19 protein-coding genes are annotated in these 21,175 nt (G+C 71.1%); 12 read left to right on the top strand and 7 right to left on the bottom strand.

The window, feature by feature from the left end; genetic code table 11:
• Positions 1 to 35 precede the first annotated feature (35 nt).
• From ACGGZK_RS13135 to ACGGZK_RS13120, 4 genes are all read left to right on the top strand, one after another.
• Positions 36 to 1,361 (top strand): MFS transporter, encoded by a 1,326-nt coding sequence (locus ACGGZK_RS13135; protein ID WP_395243088.1) that lies wholly within the window; start codon positions 36 to 38, stop codon positions 1,359 to 1,361.
• A gap of 171 nt (positions 1,362 to 1,532) precedes the next feature.
• Positions 1,533 to 4,136 carry a valine--tRNA ligase gene (gene valS, locus ACGGZK_RS13130; protein ID WP_395243087.1) on the top strand — a complete coding sequence of 868 codons (2,604 nt, stop codon included), beginning with the start codon at positions 1,533 to 1,535 and terminating at the stop codon, positions 4,134 to 4,136.
• 10 nt (positions 4,137 to 4,146) lie between these two features.
• Complete coding sequence (locus tag ACGGZK_RS13125) at positions 4,147 to 4,590, top strand: GNAT family N-acetyltransferase (protein ID WP_395243086.1); 444 nt, start codon at positions 4,147 to 4,149, stop codon at positions 4,588 to 4,590.
• Complete coding sequence (locus tag ACGGZK_RS13120) at positions 4,590 to 4,823, top strand: hypothetical protein (RefSeq protein ID WP_395243085.1); 234 nt, start codon at positions 4,590 to 4,592, stop codon at positions 4,821 to 4,823. Before ACGGZK_RS13125 ends, ACGGZK_RS13120 begins: the two co-directional genes overlap by 1 nt.
• 54 nt (positions 4,824 to 4,877) lie before the next feature.
• Here ACGGZK_RS13120 and ACGGZK_RS13115 read toward each other — a convergent pair whose 3' ends face one another.
• The 6 genes from ACGGZK_RS13115 to sufB form a co-directional block, all read right to left on the bottom strand.
• Positions 4,878 to 5,702, bottom strand: coding sequence for a methyltransferase domain-containing protein (locus ACGGZK_RS13115; protein WP_395243084.1), 825 nt, complete (start codon positions 5,700 to 5,702; stop codon positions 4,878 to 4,880).
• 100 nt (positions 5,703 to 5,802) lie between these two features.
• The gene (locus ACGGZK_RS13110; RefSeq protein ID WP_395243083.1) at positions 5,803 to 6,132 is read right to left on the bottom strand and encodes a metal-sulfur cluster assembly factor; all 330 of its coding nucleotides are present in this window, start codon (positions 6,130 to 6,132) and stop codon (positions 5,803 to 5,805) included.
• A gap of 20 nt (positions 6,133 to 6,152) precedes the next feature.
• Positions 6,153 to 6,923, bottom strand: coding sequence for a Fe-S cluster assembly ATPase SufC (sufC, locus tag ACGGZK_RS13105; RefSeq protein WP_395243082.1), 771 nt, complete (start codon positions 6,921 to 6,923; stop codon positions 6,153 to 6,155).
• Positions 6,924 to 6,979: 56 nt separating this feature from the next.
• Positions 6,980 to 7,306, bottom strand: a complete 327-nt coding sequence (locus ACGGZK_RS13100) for a non-heme iron oxygenase ferredoxin subunit (RefSeq protein WP_395243081.1) — start codon at positions 7,304 to 7,306, stop codon at positions 6,980 to 6,982.
• Between the two features lies 1 nt (position 7,307).
• Entirely contained in the window at positions 7,308 to 8,468 is a 1,161-nt protein-coding gene (gene sufD / locus ACGGZK_RS13095; protein WP_395243080.1) for a Fe-S cluster assembly protein SufD, read from the bottom strand.
• A 29-nt stretch (positions 8,469 to 8,497) separates the two neighbouring features.
• Positions 8,498 to 9,916 carry a Fe-S cluster assembly protein SufB gene (gene sufB, locus ACGGZK_RS13090; RefSeq protein ID WP_395243079.1) on the bottom strand — a complete coding sequence of 473 codons (1,419 nt, stop codon included), beginning with the start codon at positions 9,914 to 9,916 and terminating at the stop codon, positions 8,498 to 8,500.
• Positions 9,917 to 10,172: 256 nt separating this feature from the next.
• Between sufB and ACGGZK_RS13085 the strand changes: the two genes are divergently transcribed.
• Together ACGGZK_RS13085 and ACGGZK_RS13080 are read left to right on the top strand one after the other, a co-directional pair.
• Positions 10,173 to 11,102, top strand: a complete 930-nt coding sequence (locus tag ACGGZK_RS13085) for a heme A synthase (RefSeq protein ID WP_395243078.1) — start codon at positions 10,173 to 10,175, stop codon at positions 11,100 to 11,102.
• Between the two features lie 7 nt (positions 11,103 to 11,109).
• The gene (locus ACGGZK_RS13080; protein ID WP_395243077.1) at positions 11,110 to 11,703 is read left to right on the top strand and encodes a gamma carbonic anhydrase family protein; all 594 of its coding nucleotides are present in this window, start codon (positions 11,110 to 11,112) and stop codon (positions 11,701 to 11,703) included.
• 49 nt (positions 11,704 to 11,752) lie between these two features.
• On the opposite strand, the gene ACGGZK_RS13075 is transcribed toward ACGGZK_RS13080, so the two are convergent.
• A complete protein-coding gene (locus ACGGZK_RS13075; protein ID WP_395243076.1) occupies positions 11,753 to 12,673 on the bottom strand; it encodes a heme o synthase in 921 nt (306 codons plus the stop codon).
• A 379-nt stretch (positions 12,674 to 13,052) separates the two neighbouring features.
• Between ACGGZK_RS13075 and tkt the strand changes: the two genes are divergently transcribed.
• From tkt to pgl, 6 genes are read left to right on the top strand one after another with little or no spacing between them, the layout of a single operon-like run.
• Positions 13,053 to 15,143, top strand: coding sequence for a transketolase (gene tkt, locus ACGGZK_RS13070; protein ID WP_395243075.1), 2,091 nt, complete (start codon positions 13,053 to 13,055; stop codon positions 15,141 to 15,143).
• Between the two features lie 27 nt (positions 15,144 to 15,170).
• Positions 15,171 to 16,280: a transaldolase gene (gene tal / locus ACGGZK_RS13065; protein ID WP_395243074.1), complete on the top strand. Its 1,110-nt coding sequence runs from the start codon at positions 15,171 to 15,173 to the stop codon at positions 16,278 to 16,280.
• Positions 16,277 to 17,881: a glucose-6-phosphate isomerase gene (locus tag ACGGZK_RS13060; protein ID WP_395243073.1), complete on the top strand. Its 1,605-nt coding sequence runs from the start codon at positions 16,277 to 16,279 to the stop codon at positions 17,879 to 17,881. Before tal ends, ACGGZK_RS13060 begins: the two co-directional genes overlap by 4 nt.
• 13 nt (positions 17,882 to 17,894) lie before the next feature.
• Entirely contained in the window at positions 17,895 to 19,436 is a 1,542-nt protein-coding gene (zwf, locus tag ACGGZK_RS13055; protein ID WP_395243072.1) for a glucose-6-phosphate dehydrogenase, read from the top strand.
• The gene (locus ACGGZK_RS13050; protein WP_395243071.1) at positions 19,433 to 20,389 is read left to right on the top strand and encodes a glucose-6-phosphate dehydrogenase assembly protein OpcA; all 957 of its coding nucleotides are present in this window, start codon (positions 19,433 to 19,435) and stop codon (positions 20,387 to 20,389) included. The genes zwf and ACGGZK_RS13050 overlap by 4 nt, the downstream gene beginning before the upstream one ends.
• Positions 20,389 to 21,159 carry a 6-phosphogluconolactonase gene (gene pgl / locus ACGGZK_RS13045; RefSeq protein ID WP_395243070.1) on the top strand — a complete coding sequence of 257 codons (771 nt, stop codon included), beginning with the start codon at positions 20,389 to 20,391 and terminating at the stop codon, positions 21,157 to 21,159. Before ACGGZK_RS13050 ends, pgl begins: the two co-directional genes overlap by 1 nt.
• The last annotated feature ends 16 nt before the right edge of the window (positions 21,160 to 21,175 follow it).

The raw sequence follows: 21,175 nt of genomic DNA, 5'->3' as shown, positions 1-21,175 counted from the left end.
GACGCCGGCCCGATCCATCCCCGCTCGAGGAGCCCATGTCCGCCGCGCCCGCCCCCGCGCCCACCGTTCCCGCCGACTCGGCCACGCCGCCGCCCGCGAAGGTCCGCCGCGTCGCGTGGGCGTCGATGGTCGGCACCTCGCTCGAGTCGTTCGACTTCTACCTGTTCGCCTACTTCTCGGCGTACTTCATCGGCCCGCTCTTCTTCGGCCCCCTCGGCGGCTTCGGCGAGCAGCTCGCCGCGTTCTCCACCATCGCGCTCGCGTTCGTGGTCCGCCCCATCGGCGCCGCACTCTTCGGTCACATGGGCGACCGCCTCGGCCGCCGCACGACGCTGCTGTGGACCGTCGGCATCATGGGCGTCGCGACCGGCCTCATCGGCCTGCTGCCCACCTACGCGCAGGCCGGATGGCTCGGGGCGATCCTGCTCGTCGTGCTCCGCATCGCGCAGGGCCTCTCGCTCGGCGGCGAGTGGGGCGGATCGATCCTCCTCGCCACCGAGCACTCGAGCCCCGTGAAGCGTGCGTTCTACGCGGCGATCCCCCAGCTCGGGTCGCCGGTCGGGTCGATCCTCTCGGCCGTCGTCTTCATCGTGCTGACCCTCGCGCTGCCCGCCGAGGAGCTCGCGGCCTGGGGCTGGCGCATCCCGTTCCTGCTCGCGCTGCCGCTGCTGGCCGTCTCGCTCTACCTGCGCTGGTCGATCGACGAGACGCCCGTGTTCCGCGAGGTCGTCGCCGAGGGCCGCCGCGACCGCGTTCCGTTCGTCGCGCTGTTCGCCCAGCGGCCGGTGCAGGTCGTCGTCGCGATCGGCGCCGCGCTGCTCGGCATCGGCTCGTACTCGCTCATGAACACCTACACGGTGAACTACGGCGTCGCCGAGCTCGGCTTCAGCTTCCAGGACCTGCTCGTCGCGACCACCATCGGCGGCCTCCTGCAGCTCGTCACCATCCCGCTGTTCGGGGCCTGGGCGAACCGGATCGGCTCGGCGAAGGTGGTCGCGTGGGGCGCGCTCGGCACGCTGCTCATCACGTTCCCGATGTACTTCCTGCTCCAGTACGCGACCTTCCCGATCCTCGTGGCGACCATGATCGTCGGCGGCATCCTGCCGACCATGTCGTGGGCGGCGCTCGGCGGACTCATGGCCGACCTCTTCCCCGACCACTTCCGCTATTCGGCACTGTCGATCTCGTACGCGATCGCGGCGACCGTCGGCGGGTTCGTGCCGCTCGTCACGCTCGCGATCGGCGAGGGCACCGCCTACGCGTGGTGGCACCCCGGCGTGATCCTCGCGATCCTCTCGGCGGCGACGCTCGTCTCCTCGCTGGTCGCGGCGCGGATGTCCCGCCGCACGGTGCTCGACTGAGACTCCCCCACCGGCCCGACAGGGCCGCTCCTCCCCAGAAGCGCCCGGCCCCAGGCCGGGCGCTTCGCCGTTCCGGCTCGGACCGGACGGGCTTCCTCCGCTAGGCTGGAGCGTCGCATACTCAGGCACCTCACCATGGACTCGGTGCCGCACATACCGAACCGGAGCATCATGACCGACGCGCGCATCCCCGAGAAGCCGGCCCTCGAGGGCCTCGAATCCAAGTGGGGCGGCGTCTGGGAGACGCGGGGCACCTACCGGTTCGACCGCGACTCGGCCCTGCGCCGCGTGGAGGCCGCCGCAGGCGACCGCGCGTGCATCTACTCCATCGACACGCCGCCGCCCACCGCCTCCGGCTCGTTGCACATCGGCCACGTGTTCTCGTACACGCACACCGACGTGATCGCCCGCTTCCAGCGCATGCGCGGCAAGGACGTCTTCTACCCCATGGGCTGGGACGACAACGGCCTGCCCACCGAACGCCGCGTGCAGAACTACTACGGCGTGCGCTGCGACCCGACGCTCCCGTACCAGGAGGGCTTCGTGCCGCCGTTCGAAGGCGGCGAGGGCAAGAGCGTGAAGGCCGCCGACCAGGTGCCGATCTCGCGGCGCAACTTCATCGAGCTGTGCGAGCGCCTCACCGTCGAGGACGAGCAGCAGTTCGAGGCCCTGTGGCGCACCCTCGGCCTCTCGGTCGACTGGACCCAGACCTACCGCACCATCGGCGATGAGGCGCTGTTCACCTCGCAGCTCGCGTTCGTGCGCAACGTGGAGCGCGGCGAGGCCTACCAGGCGCTCGCCCCGACCCTGTGGGACGTCACCTTCCGCACCGCGGTCGCGCAGGCCGAGCTCGAGGACCGCGAGCAGCCCGGTCACTACCACCGCGTGTCGTTCCACCGCCCCGACGGCGGCATCGTCGAGATCGAGACGAGCCGTCCCGAGCTGATCGCCGCGTGCGTCGCGCTCGTCGCGCACCCCGACGACGAGCGCTACCAGCCGCTGTTCGGCTCCACCGTGACGAGCCCCGTGTTCGGCGTCGAGGTGCCCGTGGTCGCCCACCACCTCGCGCAGAAGGACAAGGGCACCGGCATCGCCATGATCTGCACCTTCGGCGACGTGACCGACGTCGTCTGGTGGCGCGAGCTCAACCTGCCGAACCGCGCGATCATGGGCTTCGACGGCCGCATCCTCGCCGACGCACCCGAGGCGATCGCCTCCGAGGCTGGCCTCGCGGCGTATGCCCGGCTCGCCGGCAAGACCTCCTTCTCGGCGAAGCAGGCGATGGTCGAGCTCCTCCGCGAGTCGGGCGACCTGCTCGCCGACCCGAAGGCCATCACGCACCCGGTGAAGTTCTTCGAGAAGGGCGACCGCCCGCTCGAGATCGTCTCGACCCGCCAGTGGTACATCTCGAACGGCGCCCGCGACGAGGCGCTCAAGGGCCGACTGCTCGAGATCGGCCGCGAGATCGACTGGCACCCCGACTTCATGCGCGTGCGCTACGAGAACTGGGTCGGCGGCCTCTCCGGCGACTGGCTCGTCTCGCGCCAGCGCTTCTTCGGCGTGCCGATCCCGGTGTGGTACCCGCTCGACGCCGACGGCAACCCGGTCTACGACCAGCCCATCGTCGCGACGCAGGAGATGCTGCCCGTCGACCCGTCCTCGACCGCGGCGCCCGGCTTCGACGAGGCCCAGCGCGGTGAGCCGAACGGCTTCATCGGCGAGCTCGACGTCATGGACACGTGGGCCACGTCCTCGCTGACCCCGCAGCTCGCGGGCGGCTGGGAGCGCGACGCCGAGCTCTTCGACCTCGTGTTCCCCTACTCGCTGCGCCCGCAGGGCCAGGACATCATCCGCACCTGGCTCTTCTCGACCGCGCTCCGCGCCCAGCTCGAGCACGGCGCGTCCCCGTGGGCGAACGCCTCGATCTCGGGCTTCATCGTCGACCCCGACCGCAAGAAGATGTCGAAGTCGAAGGGCAACGTGGTGACCCCGGCGGGCCTGCTCGAGCAGCACGGCTCGGATGCGGTGCGCTACTGGGCGGCCTCGAGCCGCCTCGGCACCGACGCCGCCTTCGACCCGCAGAACCCGACGCAGGTCAAGATCGGCCGTCGACTCGCGATCAAGGTCCTGAACGCTGCGAAGTTCATCCTCGGCTTCGAGGGCGCGGCGGATGCCCCGGTGTCGGAGCCGCTCGACCGCAGCATGCTCGCCGCGCTCGCGACCGTCGTCGACCAGGCCACCCGTGCCCTCGAGTCGTATGACCACGCTCGCGCGCTCGAGGTCTCGGAGACGTTCTTCTGGACCTTCTGCGACGACTACCTCGAGCTCGTGAAGGAGCGCGCGTACGGCGAGGCGTCCCCGGCGCAGGCCTCTGCCGTGGCCGCGCTGAAGACCGCGTTGAGCGTGCTCCTCCGGCTCTTCGCGCCGGTCGTGCCGTTCGCCGCCGAGGAGGCGTGGAGCTGGTCGAACGACGAGTCGGTGCACCGCGCGACCTGGCCGACGCTCGGCGAGCTCGCCGCGCGCGGCGAGGCCGGCCCCGAGCTCCTCGAGCTCGCCGGCCTCGCGCTCACCGGCATCCGCGGTGCGAAGACGAACGCGAAGGCGTCGCAGAAGACGCCGGTGCTCGGCGCCACCATCGCCGGTCCCGCCGAGACGATCCGCCTGCTCGAGTCCGCCGCCGTCGACCTCCGGGCCGTCGGCCGCATCGCCGAGCTCTCGTTCGACGAGGCCGAGACGCTCGAGGTGCGTGACGTCGAACTGGAACCGGCGCAGTGAGGGGAATGCGATGACCGTTGAGATCCGGCCCGCGGGCGAGGACGACTTCTTCGGCTGGCTGCCGTTGTTCGACGAGTACTGCCGCTTCTACGAGCGCGAGCTCGACGACGCGAAGGCACTCATCGTGTGGAACTGGCTCCGCGACGAGACCCACCCGCTCGAGGCGGTCCTCGCCGTCGACGAGGAGGGCACGCCGATCGGGCTCGCCCAGTTCCGGGCGACCCCCGACACGCTGTCGGCGACCACGGGCATCACGCTCGACGACCTCTACGTCGCCGCCGATCACCGCACCTCCGGCGTCGGGCGCGCGCTCATCGAACACGTCCACGCGCGGGCCGCGGCGCTGGGCGGGGGCGTGAACTGGATCACGAGCCCTTCCAACGAGGACGCGATCCGGCTGTACGATTCGCTGGCCCGTCGTACCGACTGGGTCACGTACGAGATCGGCGCCTGATGCAGCTCGGCACCCGTTGGCCGTTCGGCGCCGAGCCGCCGGCATCGGTCCCCGCGTCGATCCGCCCGGCGATCGCCGAGGCCGAGGTCGGCCGGGTCGACGGCGCGGGGCGCGCGTGGACGCTCACCTGGCTCGAGGGCCGGCCGATCGCCGAGCTCGACGACGGCACCGTCGTCCGTGAGTCGACCGATCCGCACGCCGGAACAGCGGACGCCGGCGACGACGACTGGTAGGTCGCCGGCGCCGGCGCGTCGCCGTCACCTCGATGGCTGCCGCCGCTCAGCGTCTCACGCCCGCGCGATGATCTCCCCGTGCGGCATCAGGAACCAGCCGTCCGGGTCACCGACCCAGTCGCGCCACGCCTGGGCGATCGACTCGAGCTCGGCCGGGTTGGAGTGCCCGCTCTCGATCGCGTGCGCCGCGAACTGCGACTGGGTGGCCCGCTCGGCCCACGCCCCGCCCCACCATTCCCGCTCGAGCGGCGAGGCGAAGACCCACACCGAGCCCGTGGCCGCCACCTCCGTGAAGCCGGCCGCGTGCGCCCAGCCGAGCAGGTGGCGTCCGGCGTTCGCCTCCCCGCCGTTCCAGTCGTGGACGTCGTGGTAGAGATCGAGCCACCGGGTGAGCCCGACCGACGACGGGCTCGAGAGCACGCCCCCGTAGTCGACGTCGCGCGCGGCGACGATTCCGCCGGGCCGGAGCACGCGTCGCCACTCGCGCAGCGCATCGATCGGCCGCGCGAGGTGCTGGAGCACCTGATGGGCGTGCACGATGTCGAACGAGGCATCCGGGAAGTCGAGCGCGTACGCGTCGCCGACGCGGAACTCGACGTTCGGCACCCCCTCCGTCGCGGCGAGCCCGTTCGCCCGCTCAACCACCTCGCTCGAGGCATCCACCCCGACCACGCGACCGTGCGGCGTGCGGCGGGCGAGGTCGATCGAGATCGTGCCGGGCCCGCTCCCGACATCGAGGATCGCGGCCGCGGGGTCGAGGTGCGGCACGAGGTAGGCCGCGGAGTTCTCGACGGTGCGCCACTCGTGCGTCCGGAGGACGCTCGCGTGGTGGCCGTGGGTGTACTCGTCTCGATGGCTGGAGGGTGACGCTGCGTTCATCCTCCGAGCCTAGCGAGCACGCGCACGGCCGGCAGACGACCGAATGCACGACGACGCCCGGCGACCGAGGTGGTCGCCGGGCGTCGTGTGGATACTCGGATCAGATCGCGAAGCCGAGGGCGCGCATCATGTCGCGACCGTCGTCGGTGATCCGCTCGGGACCCCACGGCGGCATCCACACCCAGTTGATGCGGAACTGGTCGACGATGCCGTCGAGCGCCTCGGCGGTCTGCTCCTCCAGCACGTCGGTGAGGGGGCATCCCGCGCTCGTGAGGGTCATGTGGATGACGAGTGCGTCGTGCTCGTCATCCCAGCCGAGGTCGTAGATGAGCCCGAGGTCGACGACGTTCACGCCGAGCTCGGGGTCGACGACGTCCTTCAGGGCCTCGGTGACCTGGTCGAACTTCTCCGGAGCGAGTGTGGTGACCATGCGGCGATTCTACCCGTTGCCTACTCGGCCGAGGCCGACTCGGCGACCTGGTAGCGGTCGTAGCCCTCGTCCTCGAGGCGGTCCGCGAGCTCGGGGCCGCCCTGCTCGGCGATCCGGCCGGCGACGAACACGTGCACGAAGTCCGGCTTGATGTAGCGGAGGATGCGCGTGTAGTGCGTGATGAGGAGGATGCCGAGGCCGGTGTTCGCCTTCGCGCGGTTCACGCCCTCGGAGACGATCTTCAGCGCGTCGACGTCGAGTCCCGAGTCGGTCTCGTCGAGGACCGCGAACTTCGGCTTGAGGAGCTCGAGCTGGAGGATCTCGTTGCGCTTCTTCTCGCCGCCCGAGAAGCCCTCGTTGACGTTGCGCTCGGCGAACGCGGCGTCCATCTTGAGGTTCTTCATCGACTCGCGGACGTCCTTCACCCAGCCGCGGATCGACGGCGCCTCGCCGTCGATGGCGGTCTTCGCGGTGCGGAGGAAGTTCGTGACGGTGACGCCGGGGATCTCGACCGGGTACTGCATCGCCAGGAAGAGGCCGGCGCGGGCGCGCTCGTCGACCGACATCTCGAGCACGTTCTCGCCGTCGAGGAGGATCTCGCCCTCGACGACGGTGTACTTCGGGTGACCGGCGATCGTGTAGGCGAGGGTCGACTTGCCGGAGCCGTTCGGGCCCATGATGGCGTGGATCTCGCCCTCGTTGATCACCAGGTCGACGCCGCGGAGGATCTCGCGGGTGCCCTGGTCGGTCTCGACGTTGACGTGCAGGTTCTTGATCTCGAGCACGGACATGATCTTGGGGATTCTCTTTCGATCGGGGATCGGCCCAGCGGCCGGGAAGTGTGGGGTCAGACGGCCAGCGTGACCGCGGGGTCGATGAGGACGTCGCCGCCCTCGACATCGACCCGGTAGACGGGGACCGGCTCGTAGGCCGGGAGGGTGAGCGGCTTGCCGGTCTTCAGCGAGAACTTCGACCCGTGGGCCCAGCACTCGAGCGTGTCGTCCTCCACGAAGCCCTCGGCCAGCGAGATGTCGCCGTGGGTGCAGGTGTCGCCGATGGCGAACACGTCGCCCGCGGAGTCCTTCACGACGGCGATCGGCACGCCGTCGACGACGAAGCGCGAGGCCTGGTTCTCGGCGAGGTCGTCGACCCCGCAGACACGGACGGATGCCACGTCAGCTCCCCTGCAGCTCGGCCTCGAGGGCCTCGATCAGACGCGCCTCGAGCTCGGCGGAGCCGATCTGCTGGACGATCTCGGTCAGGAACCCGCGCACGACGAGGCGACGGGCCTCGTCCTCGGTGATGCCTCGGGCCATCAGGTAGAAGAGCTGCTCGTCGTCGAAGCGACCGGTGGCCGACGCGTGGCCGGCGCCCTCGATGTCGCCCGTCTCGATCTCGAGGTTCGGCACCGAGTCGGCGCGGGTTCCATCGGTGAGCACGAGGTTGCGGTTCTGCTCGTAGCTGTCGGTGCCGACCGCGGCATTGCCGATGAGGACGTCGCCGATCCAGACGGTGCGCGCGCCCTCGCCCTGCAGCGCGCCCTTGTAGGTCACGCGCGAGCGGGTGTGCGGGGCGTCGTGGTGCACGAAGACCTGCTGTTCGAGGTGCTGGCCGGCGTCGGCGAAGTAGAGGCCGAGCGCCTCGATGTCGGCGCCCTGCTCGGCCAGGTGGGTCGAGGGGTTCACCCGCACGACCTTGCCGCCGAGCGAGACGACGATGTGCTTGAGCTTCGCGTCGCGGGAGATGCGGGCGAAGTGGCTCGCGAGGTGGACCGAGTCGTCGCTCCACTCCTGGAGCGACACGACGGTGAGGTTCGCGCCCTCGCCGACGAGGATCTCGACGTTCTCGGTGAGCCGCGCGTCGCCGGTGCCGCGGAGCACGACGAGGCCGCGGCTGTTCGGCGCCGCCTCGATGACGGTGTGGGCCGCACGGGCGCCGGCGCCGAGGCCGCTGCGCGTGACGGTGGCCGCCTTGTCGTCCTCGCCGGTGACCGAGACGAGCAGGGCGTCGCCGAAGTTGGTCCAGGCGTTGGCGCTGGCGCGCTCCTCGGGGATGCCGGCGGTGCCGATCCGGGCGTCGTCGCGGCCGATCCACGACACCGCGATGCCGTCGGCGTCGGTCGCGTCGACCTCGGGGCGCGCGCCGTCGAGCTCACCGGCGGTGAGGTCGGCGAACACGGCGACCGGGGACAGCTTCCACTCGTGCTCACGGCCGTTCACCGGGGCGAAGTCGGCGACGTCGGTCGAGCGGAACCGCTCCGACCGGGTCTGGACCGGGACGAGCGAGACGGGGCCGTCCGAGTGCGCGCGGAGGCCGTGCTGTTCAGCCGTGGGCATGGCTGTGCTCTGCGTAGCGGCGGTCATTCCTAGCCGACCGATCCTTCCATGCCCATCTCGATGAGCTTGTTGAGTTCCATCGCGTATTCCATCGGCAACTCGCGCGCGATCGGCTCGATGAAGCCGCGCACGATCATCGCCATCGCCTCGTCCTCCGGCATGCCGCGCGACATGAGGTAGAAGAGCTGCTCCTCGCTGACCTTCGAGACGGTCGCCTCGTGGCCGAGCTGCACGTCGTCGACGCGGATGTCGATCGCCGGATAGGTGTCGGAGCGGGAGATGGTGTCGACCAGCAGCGCGTCGCAGCGGACGGTGTTGGCGGAGTGGTGCGCGTTCGCGTCGACGCGGACCTCGCCGCGGTAGCCCGCGCGACCGCCGCCGCGGGCGATCGACTTCGAGACGATCGACGACTGCGTGTACGGCGCCATGTGGATCATCTTCGCGCCGGCGTCCTGGTGCTGGCCGGGGCCGGCGAAGGCGACCGAGAGGGTCTCGCCCTTCGCGTGCTCGCCCATGAGGAAGATCGACGGGTACTTCATCGTCACCTTGGAGCCGATGTTGCCGTCGACCCACTCCATCGTGGCGCCCTCGTGGGCGACCGCGCGCTTGGTGACCAGGTTGTAGACGTTGTTCGACCAGTTCTGGATCGTCGTGTAGCGCACGCGGGCGTTCTTCTTCACGATGATCTCGACGACGGCCGAGTGCAGGGAGTCCGACTTGTAGATCGGGGCGGTGCAGCCCTCGATGTAGTGGATGTAGGAGTCCTCGTCGGCGATGATCAGGGTCCGCTCGAACTGGCCCATGTTCTCCGTGTTGATGCGGAAGTAGGCCTGCAGCGGGATCTCGACGTGGACGCCCTTGGGCACGTAGACGAAGGAGCCGCCCGACCAGACGGCGGTGTTCAGCGCGGCGAACTTGTTGTCGCCGGCCGGGATGACCGTGCCGAAGTACTCCTCGAAGAACTCGGGGTGCTCCTTCAGCGCCGTGTCGGTGTCGAGGAAGATGACGCCCTGCGCCTCGAGGTCCTCGCGGATCTGGTGGTACACGACCTCGGACTCGTACTGCGCCGCGACGCCGGCGACGAGCCGCTGCCGCTCGGCCTCGGGGATGCCGAGTCGCTCGTAGGTGTTGCGGATGTCCTCGGGCAGGTCCTCCCAGGTCTGGGCCTGCTGCTCGGTCGACCGCACGAAGTACTTGATGTTGTCGAAGTCGATCTCCGACAGGTCCGCGCCCCAGCTGGGCATGGGCTTGCGGTCGAAGAGCTGGAGGGCGCGCAGGCGACGCTGCAGCATCCACTCCGGTTCGTTCTTCAGACCGGAGATGTCGGTGACGACCTCCTCCGAGAGTCCGCGTCGGGCCGAAGCCCCGGCGGAATCGGAATCGGCCCAACCGAACTCGTACGTGCCGAGTCCTTCGAGTTCCGGGCGGTCGATCAGGACGTCCGTCATGCTCTCCTCTTCTCCTCCCTGCCACCGGCTATGAGGCCGGCTCGTCCACCCGCCGCGAGTCGAGGTGCGGGCTCGCTGGGCGACGATTTCGCGGGCGGCTCTGTTGCGAACCTAAGATTGTAGGGACCCGGCGACGTACGTTGCCGTGCGTCTGACGGAATCGCCAACCAATCAAGTCTACAGGGTCGCAGGCGCCGTCGGCCGGACTCAGGGTCGGCCAACACCCCCGGTGCGACCCGGATCTGGAACGACGAGCGTGAACCGCTTCACCGCCTGGCTGCCCGAGCACGTCGACGGGCGCATCCGCGTCTTCGCGTGGCTGTCCTTCCTCGCGCAGACCACGATCATCGCGACGGGCGGCGCGGTGCGCCTCAGCGGTTCGGGCCTCGGATGCCCCACCTGGCCGACCTGCACGGCGGATTCGCTCGTTCCGACCGATGAGCTCACGTACCACTCGCTGATCGAGTTCGGCAATCGCCTGATGACCGGCGTCGTCGGGATCCTCGCGGCGATCGTCGTCGTGCTGCTCTGGCGCCTCCGTGCGAACCGGCGCGACCTGTGGACGCTCGCGCTCGTCGTGCTCGGCGGCATCGTCGCGCAGGCCATCGTCGGCGGCATCACCGTCTGGACGGGCCTCAACCCCTTCATCGTCGGCTTCCACTACGTCTCGAGCCTGCTGCTCGTCTGCGTCACGGCCGCGTTCCTCGCACGCCTCGACACGGTCCCCGGTCCGCGCGAGCGTGCGGTGCCGGGCTGGTACGCCGGCCTCACGCACGCGACGAGCGCGGTCCTCGCGATCTCCATCGTGTTCGGCGTCCTGACCACCGGCGCGGGCCCCCACTCGGGCGATGCCGAGGCCGGCCGCAACGGATTCGAGGCCGAGCTGCTCGAGCACGTGCACGCGTGGCCGGGCTACGCGCTGCTGGCGCTCACCGTCGTGCTCGTCGTCGCCGCGTGGCGGCTGAAGCTCCCGACGCTGGGTTGGGCGACCGTGCTGCTCGCCATCGAGGTCGTGCAGGTCCTCGTCGGCCTCTACCAGGCCCGCAACGGCCTGCCGCCGGTCCTCGTCGGCATCCACATGGTCCTCGCGGCGCTGACCGCCGCCGCGATGACGCTCGTCATCCTCCGCCTCAAGCGCCCGGTGCACGCCGACCGCCCGCTCGAGGCATCCGCGGTCGCGGGCTGACCCGGCCATGCTCGTCGAGCACCGCGGCCGCACGCCGCGCATCCACCCGGACGCGACGATCGCACCCGGTGCGATCGTGTCGGGCGACGTGGTGGTCGAGGCCGGCGCCCGCATCCTGCACGGGGCGGTGCTGACCGCGGAGGACGGCGAGGTACGCGTCGGCCGCGAGTCGGTGGTGCTCGAGCACGCCGTCGTCCGCGGCCGTGCGGGGCATCCCGCCGTCATCGGCGAGCACGTGATGATCGGCCCGCACGCGCACGTGAACGGCGCGACCGTGGGCGACCGCGCGTTCATCGCCACGGGCGCCTCGCTCTTCCCCGGCGCCGTGATCGGCGAGGATGCCGAGGTGCGCATCAACGGCGTCGTGCAGGTGAACACCACGATCGCGCCCGGGGGCCTGGTCCCGATCGGCTGGATCGCCGTCGGCTCGCCGGCGACGGTGCTGCCGCCCGACCGCCACGAGGAGATCTGGGAGATCCAGCGTGGGCTCGACTTCCCGGGCACGGTCTACGGCGTCGATCGCTCGGCCGGGATGGCGGAGCTCATGCGCCGGCAGGCCGCCTTCTACGCCGCGCACGACGACGACCGGCCGCTCGACTGACGGCGACTGGCTCACCGGCGCGAGCGCTCCGCGCGCGACCTTCCCGCGGCTAGAAGGGCAGCAGCGGGTCGATGCCGACCGCGAGGAACAGCAGCGACAGGTAGACGATCGAGCCGTGGAAGACGCGCATCGGCGACACCTTCTCGTGGCGGATCGCGAGCCCGTAGAGGCGGTGCGTCTCGTAGATGAACCAGCCGCCCGACACGATCGCGACGGCCGTGTAGAGCAGGCCCATGTCGGCGATCGGGATGAGCAGCAGCGAGCACGCGACGGTCGCCCACGCGTAGAGCACGACCTGCAGGCCGACCTGGGCGCGGCCGCGCACGACCGCGAGCATCGGCACCTTCGCGGCGGCGTAGTCGTCCTTGTACTTCAGCGACAGCGGCCAGTAGTGCGGCGGCGTCCACAGGAAGATGATGAGGAAGAGGATGACGGGCGCCCAGTCGAGGCTCCCCGTGACGGCGGCCCAGCCGATGAGCACCGGCATGCAGCCGGCGACGCCGCCCCAGACGATGTTCTGCGCCGTGCGGCGCTTCAGGATGAGGCTGTAGAAGACGACGTAGAGCAGGATCGCGGCGAGCGACAGCACGGCGGCGAGCCAGTTCGTGAACACCCACAGCCAGGCGATGGATGCCACGCCGAGCGCGTAGGCGAAGACGAGCGCCTCGCGGTCGGAGAGCTCGCCGGTCACGAGCGGGCGGTTCTTCGTGCGCTTCATCACGCGGTCGATGTCGCGGTCGATGTAGCAGTTGAAGGCGCCCGCCGATCCTGCGCTCATCGCGCCGCCGATGAGCGTGGCGATGACGAGCCAGAAGCCGGGCAGTCCATCGGCCGCGAGGATCATCGTCGGCGCGGTCACCACGAGGAGCAGCTCGATCACCCGGGGCTTGGTGAGCGCGACGTACGCGGCGATCTTGCGTCGCACGGGTCGCGCCGTGGCGGTGTCACGGGTGTCTACGGCTGCCTGCATCGTTCCTCTTCCGGCGCGCGCGCCGAAGCGGACGGCGGGCGCGACCCCCCACGATTCTAGGACATCGCCCGACCCGGCCGTGCCTGCCGCGTCGAGCCCGCGGCGGGTCGCGGCGAGTCGCGGCGGACCCGCCGGCGGCCCGGCGACCTCACCGTGCCATCCGTCCGCCGTGAGTCATCCCCCGTCACAGAGTCGGGAGTGCGCGGCCCGCGCGTCCCTATACTTGTGGAGAGCGCGCCAGGCGGCGCGGGTTCGTCGCGCCGTCCCCACGGCGCCTCCACCGGATCGACTGCCTGGCTCCACCGCGCCGTAGCGATGTTCGGCGGTCCGGGGAAGGTGTCCCCGTGAGCACCGCCACGACCGGAAGGAACACAACCTCGTGGCAACTCTGCAATGGGATCCGATCGACGAGCGTGCGGTGGACACGGCGCGAATCCTCGCCGCCGACGCCGTGGAGAAGGTGGGCAACGGCCACCCCGGCACGGCGATGAGCCTCGCCCCGGCCGCCTACCTGCTCTTCCAGAAGGTGATGCGCCGCAACCCCGGCGACCACGCCTGGCTCGGTCGCGACCGCTTCATCCTCTCGGCGGGCCACTCCTCGCTCACGCAGTACGTGCAGCTCTACCTGGAGGGTTCGGGCCTCGAGCTCGACGACCTCAAGGCGCTGCGCACCTGGGGCTCCAAGACCCCCGGCCACCCGGAGTACGGCCACACCGACGGCGTCGAGATCACGACCGGCCCGCTCGGCCAGGGCCTCGCCTCGGCCGTCGGCTTCGCCTACGCCTCGCGCTTCGAGCGCGGCCTCTTCGACCCCGAGGCGGCGGCCGGCGAGAGCCCGTTCGACCACTTCGTGTACGTCATCGCCGGCGACGGCGACCTGCAGGAGGGCGTGACCAGCGAGGCGTCCTCGCTCGCCGGCCACCAGCAGCTCGGCAACCTCGTCGTCATCTACGACTCGAACCAGATCTCGATCGAGGACGACACCAACATCGCCTTCACCGAGGACGTCGCGGCGCGCTACGCCGCGTACGGCTGGCACGTCCAGACCGTCGACTGGAAGAAGACGGGCGAGTACGTCGAGGACGTCGCCGAGCTGTACGCCGCGATCGAGGCGGCCAAGGGCGAGCAGGCGAAGCCGTCGATCATCATCCTCAAGACGATCATCGGCTGGCCCTCCCCCGGCAAGCAGAACTCGGGCAAGATCCACGGCTCCGCGCTCGGCGCCGCCGAGCTCGCCGCGACCAAGGAGGTGCTCGGCTTCGACCCGGAGCAGCACTTCGCCGTCGCCGACGACGTGATCGCCCACACCCGCGGGTCGCTCGAGCGCGGCGCCGCGGCGCAGGCCGAGTGGCAGTCGTCGTTCGACGCCTGGGCGGCGGCGAACCCGGAGCGCAAGGCACTGCTCGACCGGCTCCTCGCGGGCGAGCTCCCCGGGGGCCTCGTCGACGCGCTGCCCGTCTTCGAGGGCGGCACCGAGGTCTCGACCCGCGCGGCGTCCGGCAAGGTCATCAACGCCCTCGCCGCGCAGTTGCCGGAGTTCTGGGGCGGCTCGGCCGACCTCGCCGAGTCGAACCTGACCACGATCAACGGCGCCCCGTCGTTCATCCCGGCCGAGTGGTCGACCCACGAGTTCTCGGGCAACCCCTACGGCCGCGTGCTGCACTTCGGCATCCGCGAGCACGCGATGGGCGCCATCCTCAACGGCATCGCGCTGCACGGCCCGACCCGTCCGTTCGGCGGCACCTTCCTCATCTTCAGCGACTACATGCGCCCCGCGGTCCGCCTCGCGGCGCTCATGAAGGTGCCGAGCGTGTTCGTCTGGACCCACGACTCCGTCGCCCTCGGCGAGGACGGCCCGACGCACCAGCCGATCGAGCAGCTCGCCACGCTGCGCGCCATCCCCGGCCTGTCGGTCGTGCGCCCCGCCGACGCGAACGAGGTCGCCTACGCCTGGCTGGAGATCCTGAACCGCCGGCACGAGCCGAGCGGCATCGCCCTCACCCGCCAGAACATCCCGGTGTTCGAGCGCGGCGACGGCGAGGCATCCGGCGACGTGTTCGCCTCCGCGGCGAACGTCTCGAAGGGCGCGTACGTGCTCGCCGAGGCGCCGAACGGCACGCCCGACGTGATCCTCATCGCCACCGGCTCCGAGGTGCAGCTGGCGGTCGCCGCCCGCGAGCAGCTCGCCGCCGAGGGCGTCCAGGCCCGCGTGGTCTCGGCCCCGAGCCTCGAGTGGTTCGAGGAGCAGGACGCCGCCTACCGCGAGTCGGTGCTGCCCGCCGGCGTCACGGCGCGCGTCTCCGTCGAGGCCGGCCTGTCGCTCACCTGGCAGCGCTACCTCGGCAACCGCGGCCGCGCCGTCTCGATCGAGCACTTCGGCGCCTCCGCCGACTACAAGACCCTCTTCCGCGAGTTCGGGATCACGGCCGAGGCCGTCGTCGCCGCCGCCAAGGAATCGCTCGCCGCCTGACGGCGAGCAGAAGGAGAAGCAAGTCCCATGAGCACCACTCCCACCGCCGCACTGTCCCAGGCCGGCGTCAGCATCTGGCTCGACGACCTGTCCCGCCAGCGCATCCAGACCGGCGACCTCGACCGCCTCATCTCCGAGCGCGACGTCGTCGGCGTGACCACCAACCCGACGATCTTCGCCACCGCCCTCTCGCAGGGCGAGGCGTACGCCGCCCAGCTGCACGAGCTCGCCGCCGCCGACACCAACGTCGACGACGCCGTCTTCACGATCACGACCGACGACGTGCGCGACGCGTCCGACGTGTTCCGCCCGATCTTCGACCGCACCGGCGGCGTCGACGGGCGCGTGTCGATCGAGGTCGCCCCCGACCTCGCGCACGACGCTGCGGGCACCATCGCCTCGGCGAAGGCGCTGTGGACGACCGTCGACCGCCCGAACGCCCTGATCAAGATCCCGGCGACCGTCGAGGGCCTCGACGCGATCCGCGAGGTCATCGGCGCCGGCATCAGCGTCAACGTGACGCTGATCTTCAGCCTCGACCGGTACCGCCAGGTCATCGAGGCCTACCTCGCCGGCCTCGAGCACGCGCAGGCCGCGGGCATCGACCTGTCGACCATCCAGTCGGTCGCCTCGTTCTTCGTGTCGCGCGTCGACACCGAGATCGACAAGCGCCTCGACGCGATCGGCACCGACGAGGCCCTCGCGCTGAAGAGCAAGGCCGGCGTCGCCAACGCCCGCCTCGCCTACGAGCTGTACGAGCAGGTCTTCGCGAGCGACCGCGCCCAGGCGCTCGTCGCCGCCGGCGCGAACCACCAGCGTCCGCTGTGGGCCTCGACCGGCGTCAAGGACCCGTCGCTGCCCGACACGCTCTACGTGACCGAGCTCGTCGCCGGCGGCATCGTCAACACGATGCCCGAGAAGACGCTCGAGGCGACCTTCGACCACGGCGTCGTCGAGGGCGACACCATCACCGGCAACTACGCCGGTGCGGCCGAGGTGCTCGACGCGCTGGCCGCGGTCGGCGTCGACTACGACGACGTCACCGCCCTGCTCGAGCGCGAGGGCGTCGAGAAGTTCATCGTCTCGTGGCACGAGCTGCTCGACACCGTGCGCACCGCGCTGGAGGCGGCACGATGAGCTTCCGGATCTCCGTCAGCGGCGCTGCCGCCGACGCCGTGCGCCGGGTCGTGCCGCAGCTCGTGGCCGACCGCGTCGCATCGGGCATCACCGGCCAGGACCCCGAGCTCTGGGGCCCGGCGGCCGAGGAGGAGGCCGGGAAGCGTCTCGGCTGGACCGAGGCCGTCGCCGTCTCCCGTCCGCTCGTGCCGCAGATCGTCGAGCTGCGCGAGTCGCTGCACGACGCGGGCGTCGACCACATCGTGCTCGGCGGCATGGGCGGCTCGTCGCTCGCGCCCGAGGTGATCACGCGCACCGCGCGCGCCCACCTCACCGTGCTCGACTCGACCGACCCGGGCCAGGTGCGCGCCGCGCTCCAGGACCGCCTCGCCTCGACCGCCGTCGTGATCTCGTCGAAGTCGGGCTCCACGGTCGAGACCGACAGCCAGCGTCGCGTCTACGAGGCGGCGTTCCGCGAGGCCGGCATCGATCCGACCGAGCGCATCGTCGTCGTCACCGACCCGGGCTCGCCGCTCGACCAGTCGGCCCGCGAGGCCGGGTACCGCGTCTTCAACGCCGACCCGAACGTCGGCGGCCGCTACTCCGCGCTGACGGCCTTCGGCCTGGTGCCGTCCGGGCTCGCTGGCGTCGACATCGCCGAGATCCTCGACGAGGCCGAGACGATCGAGCTCTCGCTCGCGATCGACAGCGAGGAGAACCCGGGCCTCGTGCTCGGCGCCGCGATCTCCGCGACCGCGCCGCTGCGCGACAAGCTGGCGATCGTCGCCGACGGCACCCACATCGTCGGCTTCGCCGACTGGGCCGAGCAGCTCATCGCGGAGTCCACCGGCAAGGAGGGCACGGGCATCCTGCCCGTCGTGCTCGGTACCGACGCTCCGGAGCTCGCCGCCGACCTCGCCGACGTGCAGGTCGTGCGGCTGGTCGACGACGCCGGCGACGAGATCTTCTCCGACGACCCGTCGGGCGACATCCGCGTGTCGGGTACCCTCGGCGCGCAGCTGCTCGTCTGGGAGTACGCCACGGCGGTCGCCGGGCGGCTCCTCGGGATCAACCCGTTCGACCAGCCCGACGTCGAGTCGGCGAAGATCGCGGCCCGCGGCCTCCTCGACAACCGCCCGGAGCCCGCTCCGGCCGCCTTCGTCGCGGACGGCATCGAGGTCCGCGGCACGCCCGAGGTCATCGGCGCCTCGAGCGACCTGGCCTCGGCGATCGAGGTCCTCATCGAGGAGCTGCCGGCGAACGGCTACATCTCGGTCCAGGCCTACCTCGACCGTGTCGCGCACCCCGGGTTCGAACGGCTCCGCGACCTGCTCGCGGCGCGCTCGGGCCGCCCGGTGACGTTCGGCTGGGGCCCGCGGTTCCTCCACTCGACCGGCCAGTTCCACAAGGGCGGCCCCGCGGTGGGCGTGTTCCTGCAGCTGACCGCGACCGGTGGCGAGGACCTCGGCATCCCCGAGCGTCCGTTCACGTTCGGCGAGCTCATCGCGGCGCAGGCCTCGGGCGACGCGAGCGTGCTCGCCGAGCACGACCGCCCGGTGCTGACGCTGACGCTCACCGACCCGGCGACCCAGCTGTCGACGCTCGTCGACGCGATCGGCTGAGGACCGGGAGCGCATGGAACCGGCACAGATCTCCGCGGGCAACAACCCGCTCCGGTCTCCGAAGGACTACCGCCTCAACCGCATCGCCGGCCCGTCGAGCCTGATCCTCTTCGGGGTCACCGGCGACCTGTCGCGGAAGAAGCTCATGCCCGCGGTCTACGACCTGGCGAACCGGGGGCTGCTACCCCCGGGCTTCGCCCTCGTCGGGTTCGCGCGGCGTGACTGGGAGGACGAGGACTTCGCCCAGGTCGTGCACGACTCGGTGAAGCAGTACGCGCGCACCGAGTTCCGCGAGGACGTGTGGAAGCAGCTGTCGCAGGGCATCCGCTTCGTGCAGGGCACCTTCGACGACGCCGAGTCGTTCGACCGGCTCCGCGAGGTCGTGGAGAAGCTCGACGCCGACCGCGGCACGATGGGCAACCACGCCTTCTACCTCTCGATCCCGCCGAAGTCGTTCCCCGAGGTCGTCGCGCAGCTGAAGCGCTCCGGCCTCACGGAGCAGCGCGACGGGCAGTGGCGACGCGTCGTCATCGAGAAGCCGTTCGGCAGCGACCTGAAGACGGCCCGCGAGCTGAACGACGTCGTAGCGAGCGTGTTCCCGCCCGACTCGGTGTTCCGCATCGACCACTACCTCGGCAAGGAGACGGTCCAGAACATCCTGGCGCTGCGCTTCGCGAACCAGCTCTACGAGCCGATCTGGAACGCGAACTACGTCGACCACGTGCAGATCACGATGGCCGAGGACATCGGCGTCGGCGGTCGCGCGGGGTACTACGACGGCATCGGCGCGGCGCGCGACGTCATCCAGAACCACCTGCTGCAGCTCCTGGCGCTCACCGCCATGGAGGAGCCGATCTCGTTCGACGCCGCGGACCTGCGCGCCGAGAAGGAGAAGATCCTCGCGGCGGTGCGGCTCCCGGAGGACCTGGCCGCGGGCACCGCGCGCGGCCAGTACTCGGGCGGCTGGCAGGGTGGCGAGAAGGTCATCGGCTTCCTCGACGAGGACGGGATGAACCCCGAGTCGACGACCGAGACGTACGCCGCGATGAAGCTCACCATCGGCACCCGCCGGTGGGCGGGCGTGCCGTTCTACCTGCGGGCGGGCAAGCGCCTCGGCCGCCGGGTGACGGAGATCGCGGTCGTGTTCAAGCGCGCCCCGCAGCAGCTCTTCGCCGACAGCCAGACCTCGCAGCTCGGCGAGAACGCGCTCGTGATCCGCGTCCAGCCGGACGAGGGCGTCACGATCCGGTTCGGGTCGAAGGTGCCGGGCGCCGGCATGCAGGTACGCGACGTCACGATGGACTTCGGCTACGGCCACGCGTTCACCGAGGCGAGCCCCGAGGCGTACGAGCGACTCATCCTCGACGTGCTCCTCGGCGACCCGCCCCTCTTCCCGCGCCAGGAGGAGGTCGAGCTCTCGTGGAAGATCCTCGACCCGATCGAGGAGTTCTGGGAGACGCAGGGGCAGCCCGAGCAGTACCGCCCTGGAACCTGGGGCCCGGCGTCCGCCGACGAGCTCCTCGCCCGCGACGGCCGAACCTGGAGGCGCCCGTGATCGTCGACCTGCCCGACACGACGACGAGCCAGGTCTCGAAGACCCTCGTCAAGATCCGCGAGGAGGGCGGCGCGGTCGCCCTCGGCCGCGTGCTCACCCTCATCATCGCCACCTCCCCCGGCGTCGAGGAGGAAGCCATCGAGGCCGCCAACGACGCGTCGCGGGAGCACCCGATGCGCGTCATCGTGGTCTCGACGGACCCGAGCGAGTCCCCCGACACCCCGGCTCGCCTCGACGCGGAGATCCGCGTCGGCGGCGATGCCGGGGCGAGCGAGGTCATCGTGCTGCGCGCCTGCGGCGACGCGGCACGCGACGAGGAGAGCCTGATCATGGGCCTCCTGCTTCCGGATGCCCCGGTCGTCACCTGGTGGCCCGGCGCCGCGCCCGCCTCGCCGGGGACGTCGCCGCTCGGCCGCATCGCCCAGCGCCGCATCACGGATGCCTCGGCCCAGCCCGACCCGCAGGCCGCACTCGACGTGCTCCGTGCGAACTACCGGCCGGGCGACGCGGACTTCGCGTGGACGCGGCTCACGCTGTGGCGGGCGCAGCTCGCCGCGGTGCTCGACCAGCCGCCGTACGCGCCCGTCACGGGCGTGCACGTCACCGGAGCGATCGACTCGCCGTCGACCACGCTCCTCGCGGCGTGGCTGCACATGCAGCTCGGCGCGGCGACCGGCTACGACCTGACGCCGCTCGAGGACGGCTCGCACGGCATCCACGGCGTGGTGCTCGACCGCGAGCCGGGCCGGATCGAACTCGTCCGCGACGTCCCCGGCGTGGCGACGCTGCGCCAGCCCGACCAGCCGGTGCACGACGTGGCGCTCCCCCGCCGGAGCCTCCGCGACTGCCTGGCCGACGAGCTGCGCCGTCTCGACCCCGACGAGCTGTACGGTGAGGTGATCACCGATGGGCTCGCGCTCCTCGGTGCCACCGAAGGTGAGGGGCGAGCCTGATGACGAACGAGCGACGCGTGCTGGTGCACCCCGACAAGGCCTCCCTCGCGGGAGCCGTGGCGGCACGCTTCATCACGAAGACGCTCGACATCCTCGACGACCAGGAGTTGGCGCACATCGTACTCACCGGCGGCACGATGGGTTCCGCCGTGCTCGAGGCCGTCGCCGCATCCCCCGCACGCAGCTCGCTCGACTGGAGCCGCGTGCACTTCTGGTGGGGCGACGAGCGATGGGTTCCGGCCGGTGACGCAGACCGGAACGACGGCCAGGCGTTCGCCGCGCTCCTCGACGACCTCGACCTGCCCGCGGGGAACGTGCACGCGTTCCCCGCGGCGGGCGGGGGCCTCGAGCTCGACGATGCGGCCGCAGCCTACGCGGCCGAACTCGCCGAGTGGGGCTCCGAGGGGCTGCCCCATCCGGTCTTCGACATCACGTTCCTGGGTGTGGGGCCCGACGGTCACATCGCGTCGCTCTTCCCGCATCGCTCGGGCATCCAGGTGTCCGATCAGACGGTGATCCCCGTCCGCAACTCGCCGAAGCCGCCGCCGGAGCGGCTCAGCCTGACCCGTCCGGTGCTCAACGCCTCGCAGCGGGTGTGGCTCGTGCTCGCCGGCGCCGACAAGGCGTCCGCTCTCGGGCTCGCCCTCGCCGGTGCGAGCCGCGACGAGGTTCCGGTCGCCGGCATCAAGGGCCGTCGCCGCACGGTCTTCTTCGTCGACCGCGATGCGGCGGCGGAGGTTCCCGAGGAACTCATCGCCCGGGACTACTGACGCGCGCGACCTCGTT

The organism is Agromyces sp. MMS24-K17, from assembly GCF_043950245.1.
Taxonomy (GTDB): Bacteria; Actinomycetota; Actinomycetes; order Actinomycetales; family Microbacteriaceae; genus Agromyces.
The sequence above is the reverse complement of the archived record's forward strand: the minus strand, read 5'-3'. Positions and strand labels throughout refer to the sequence as shown.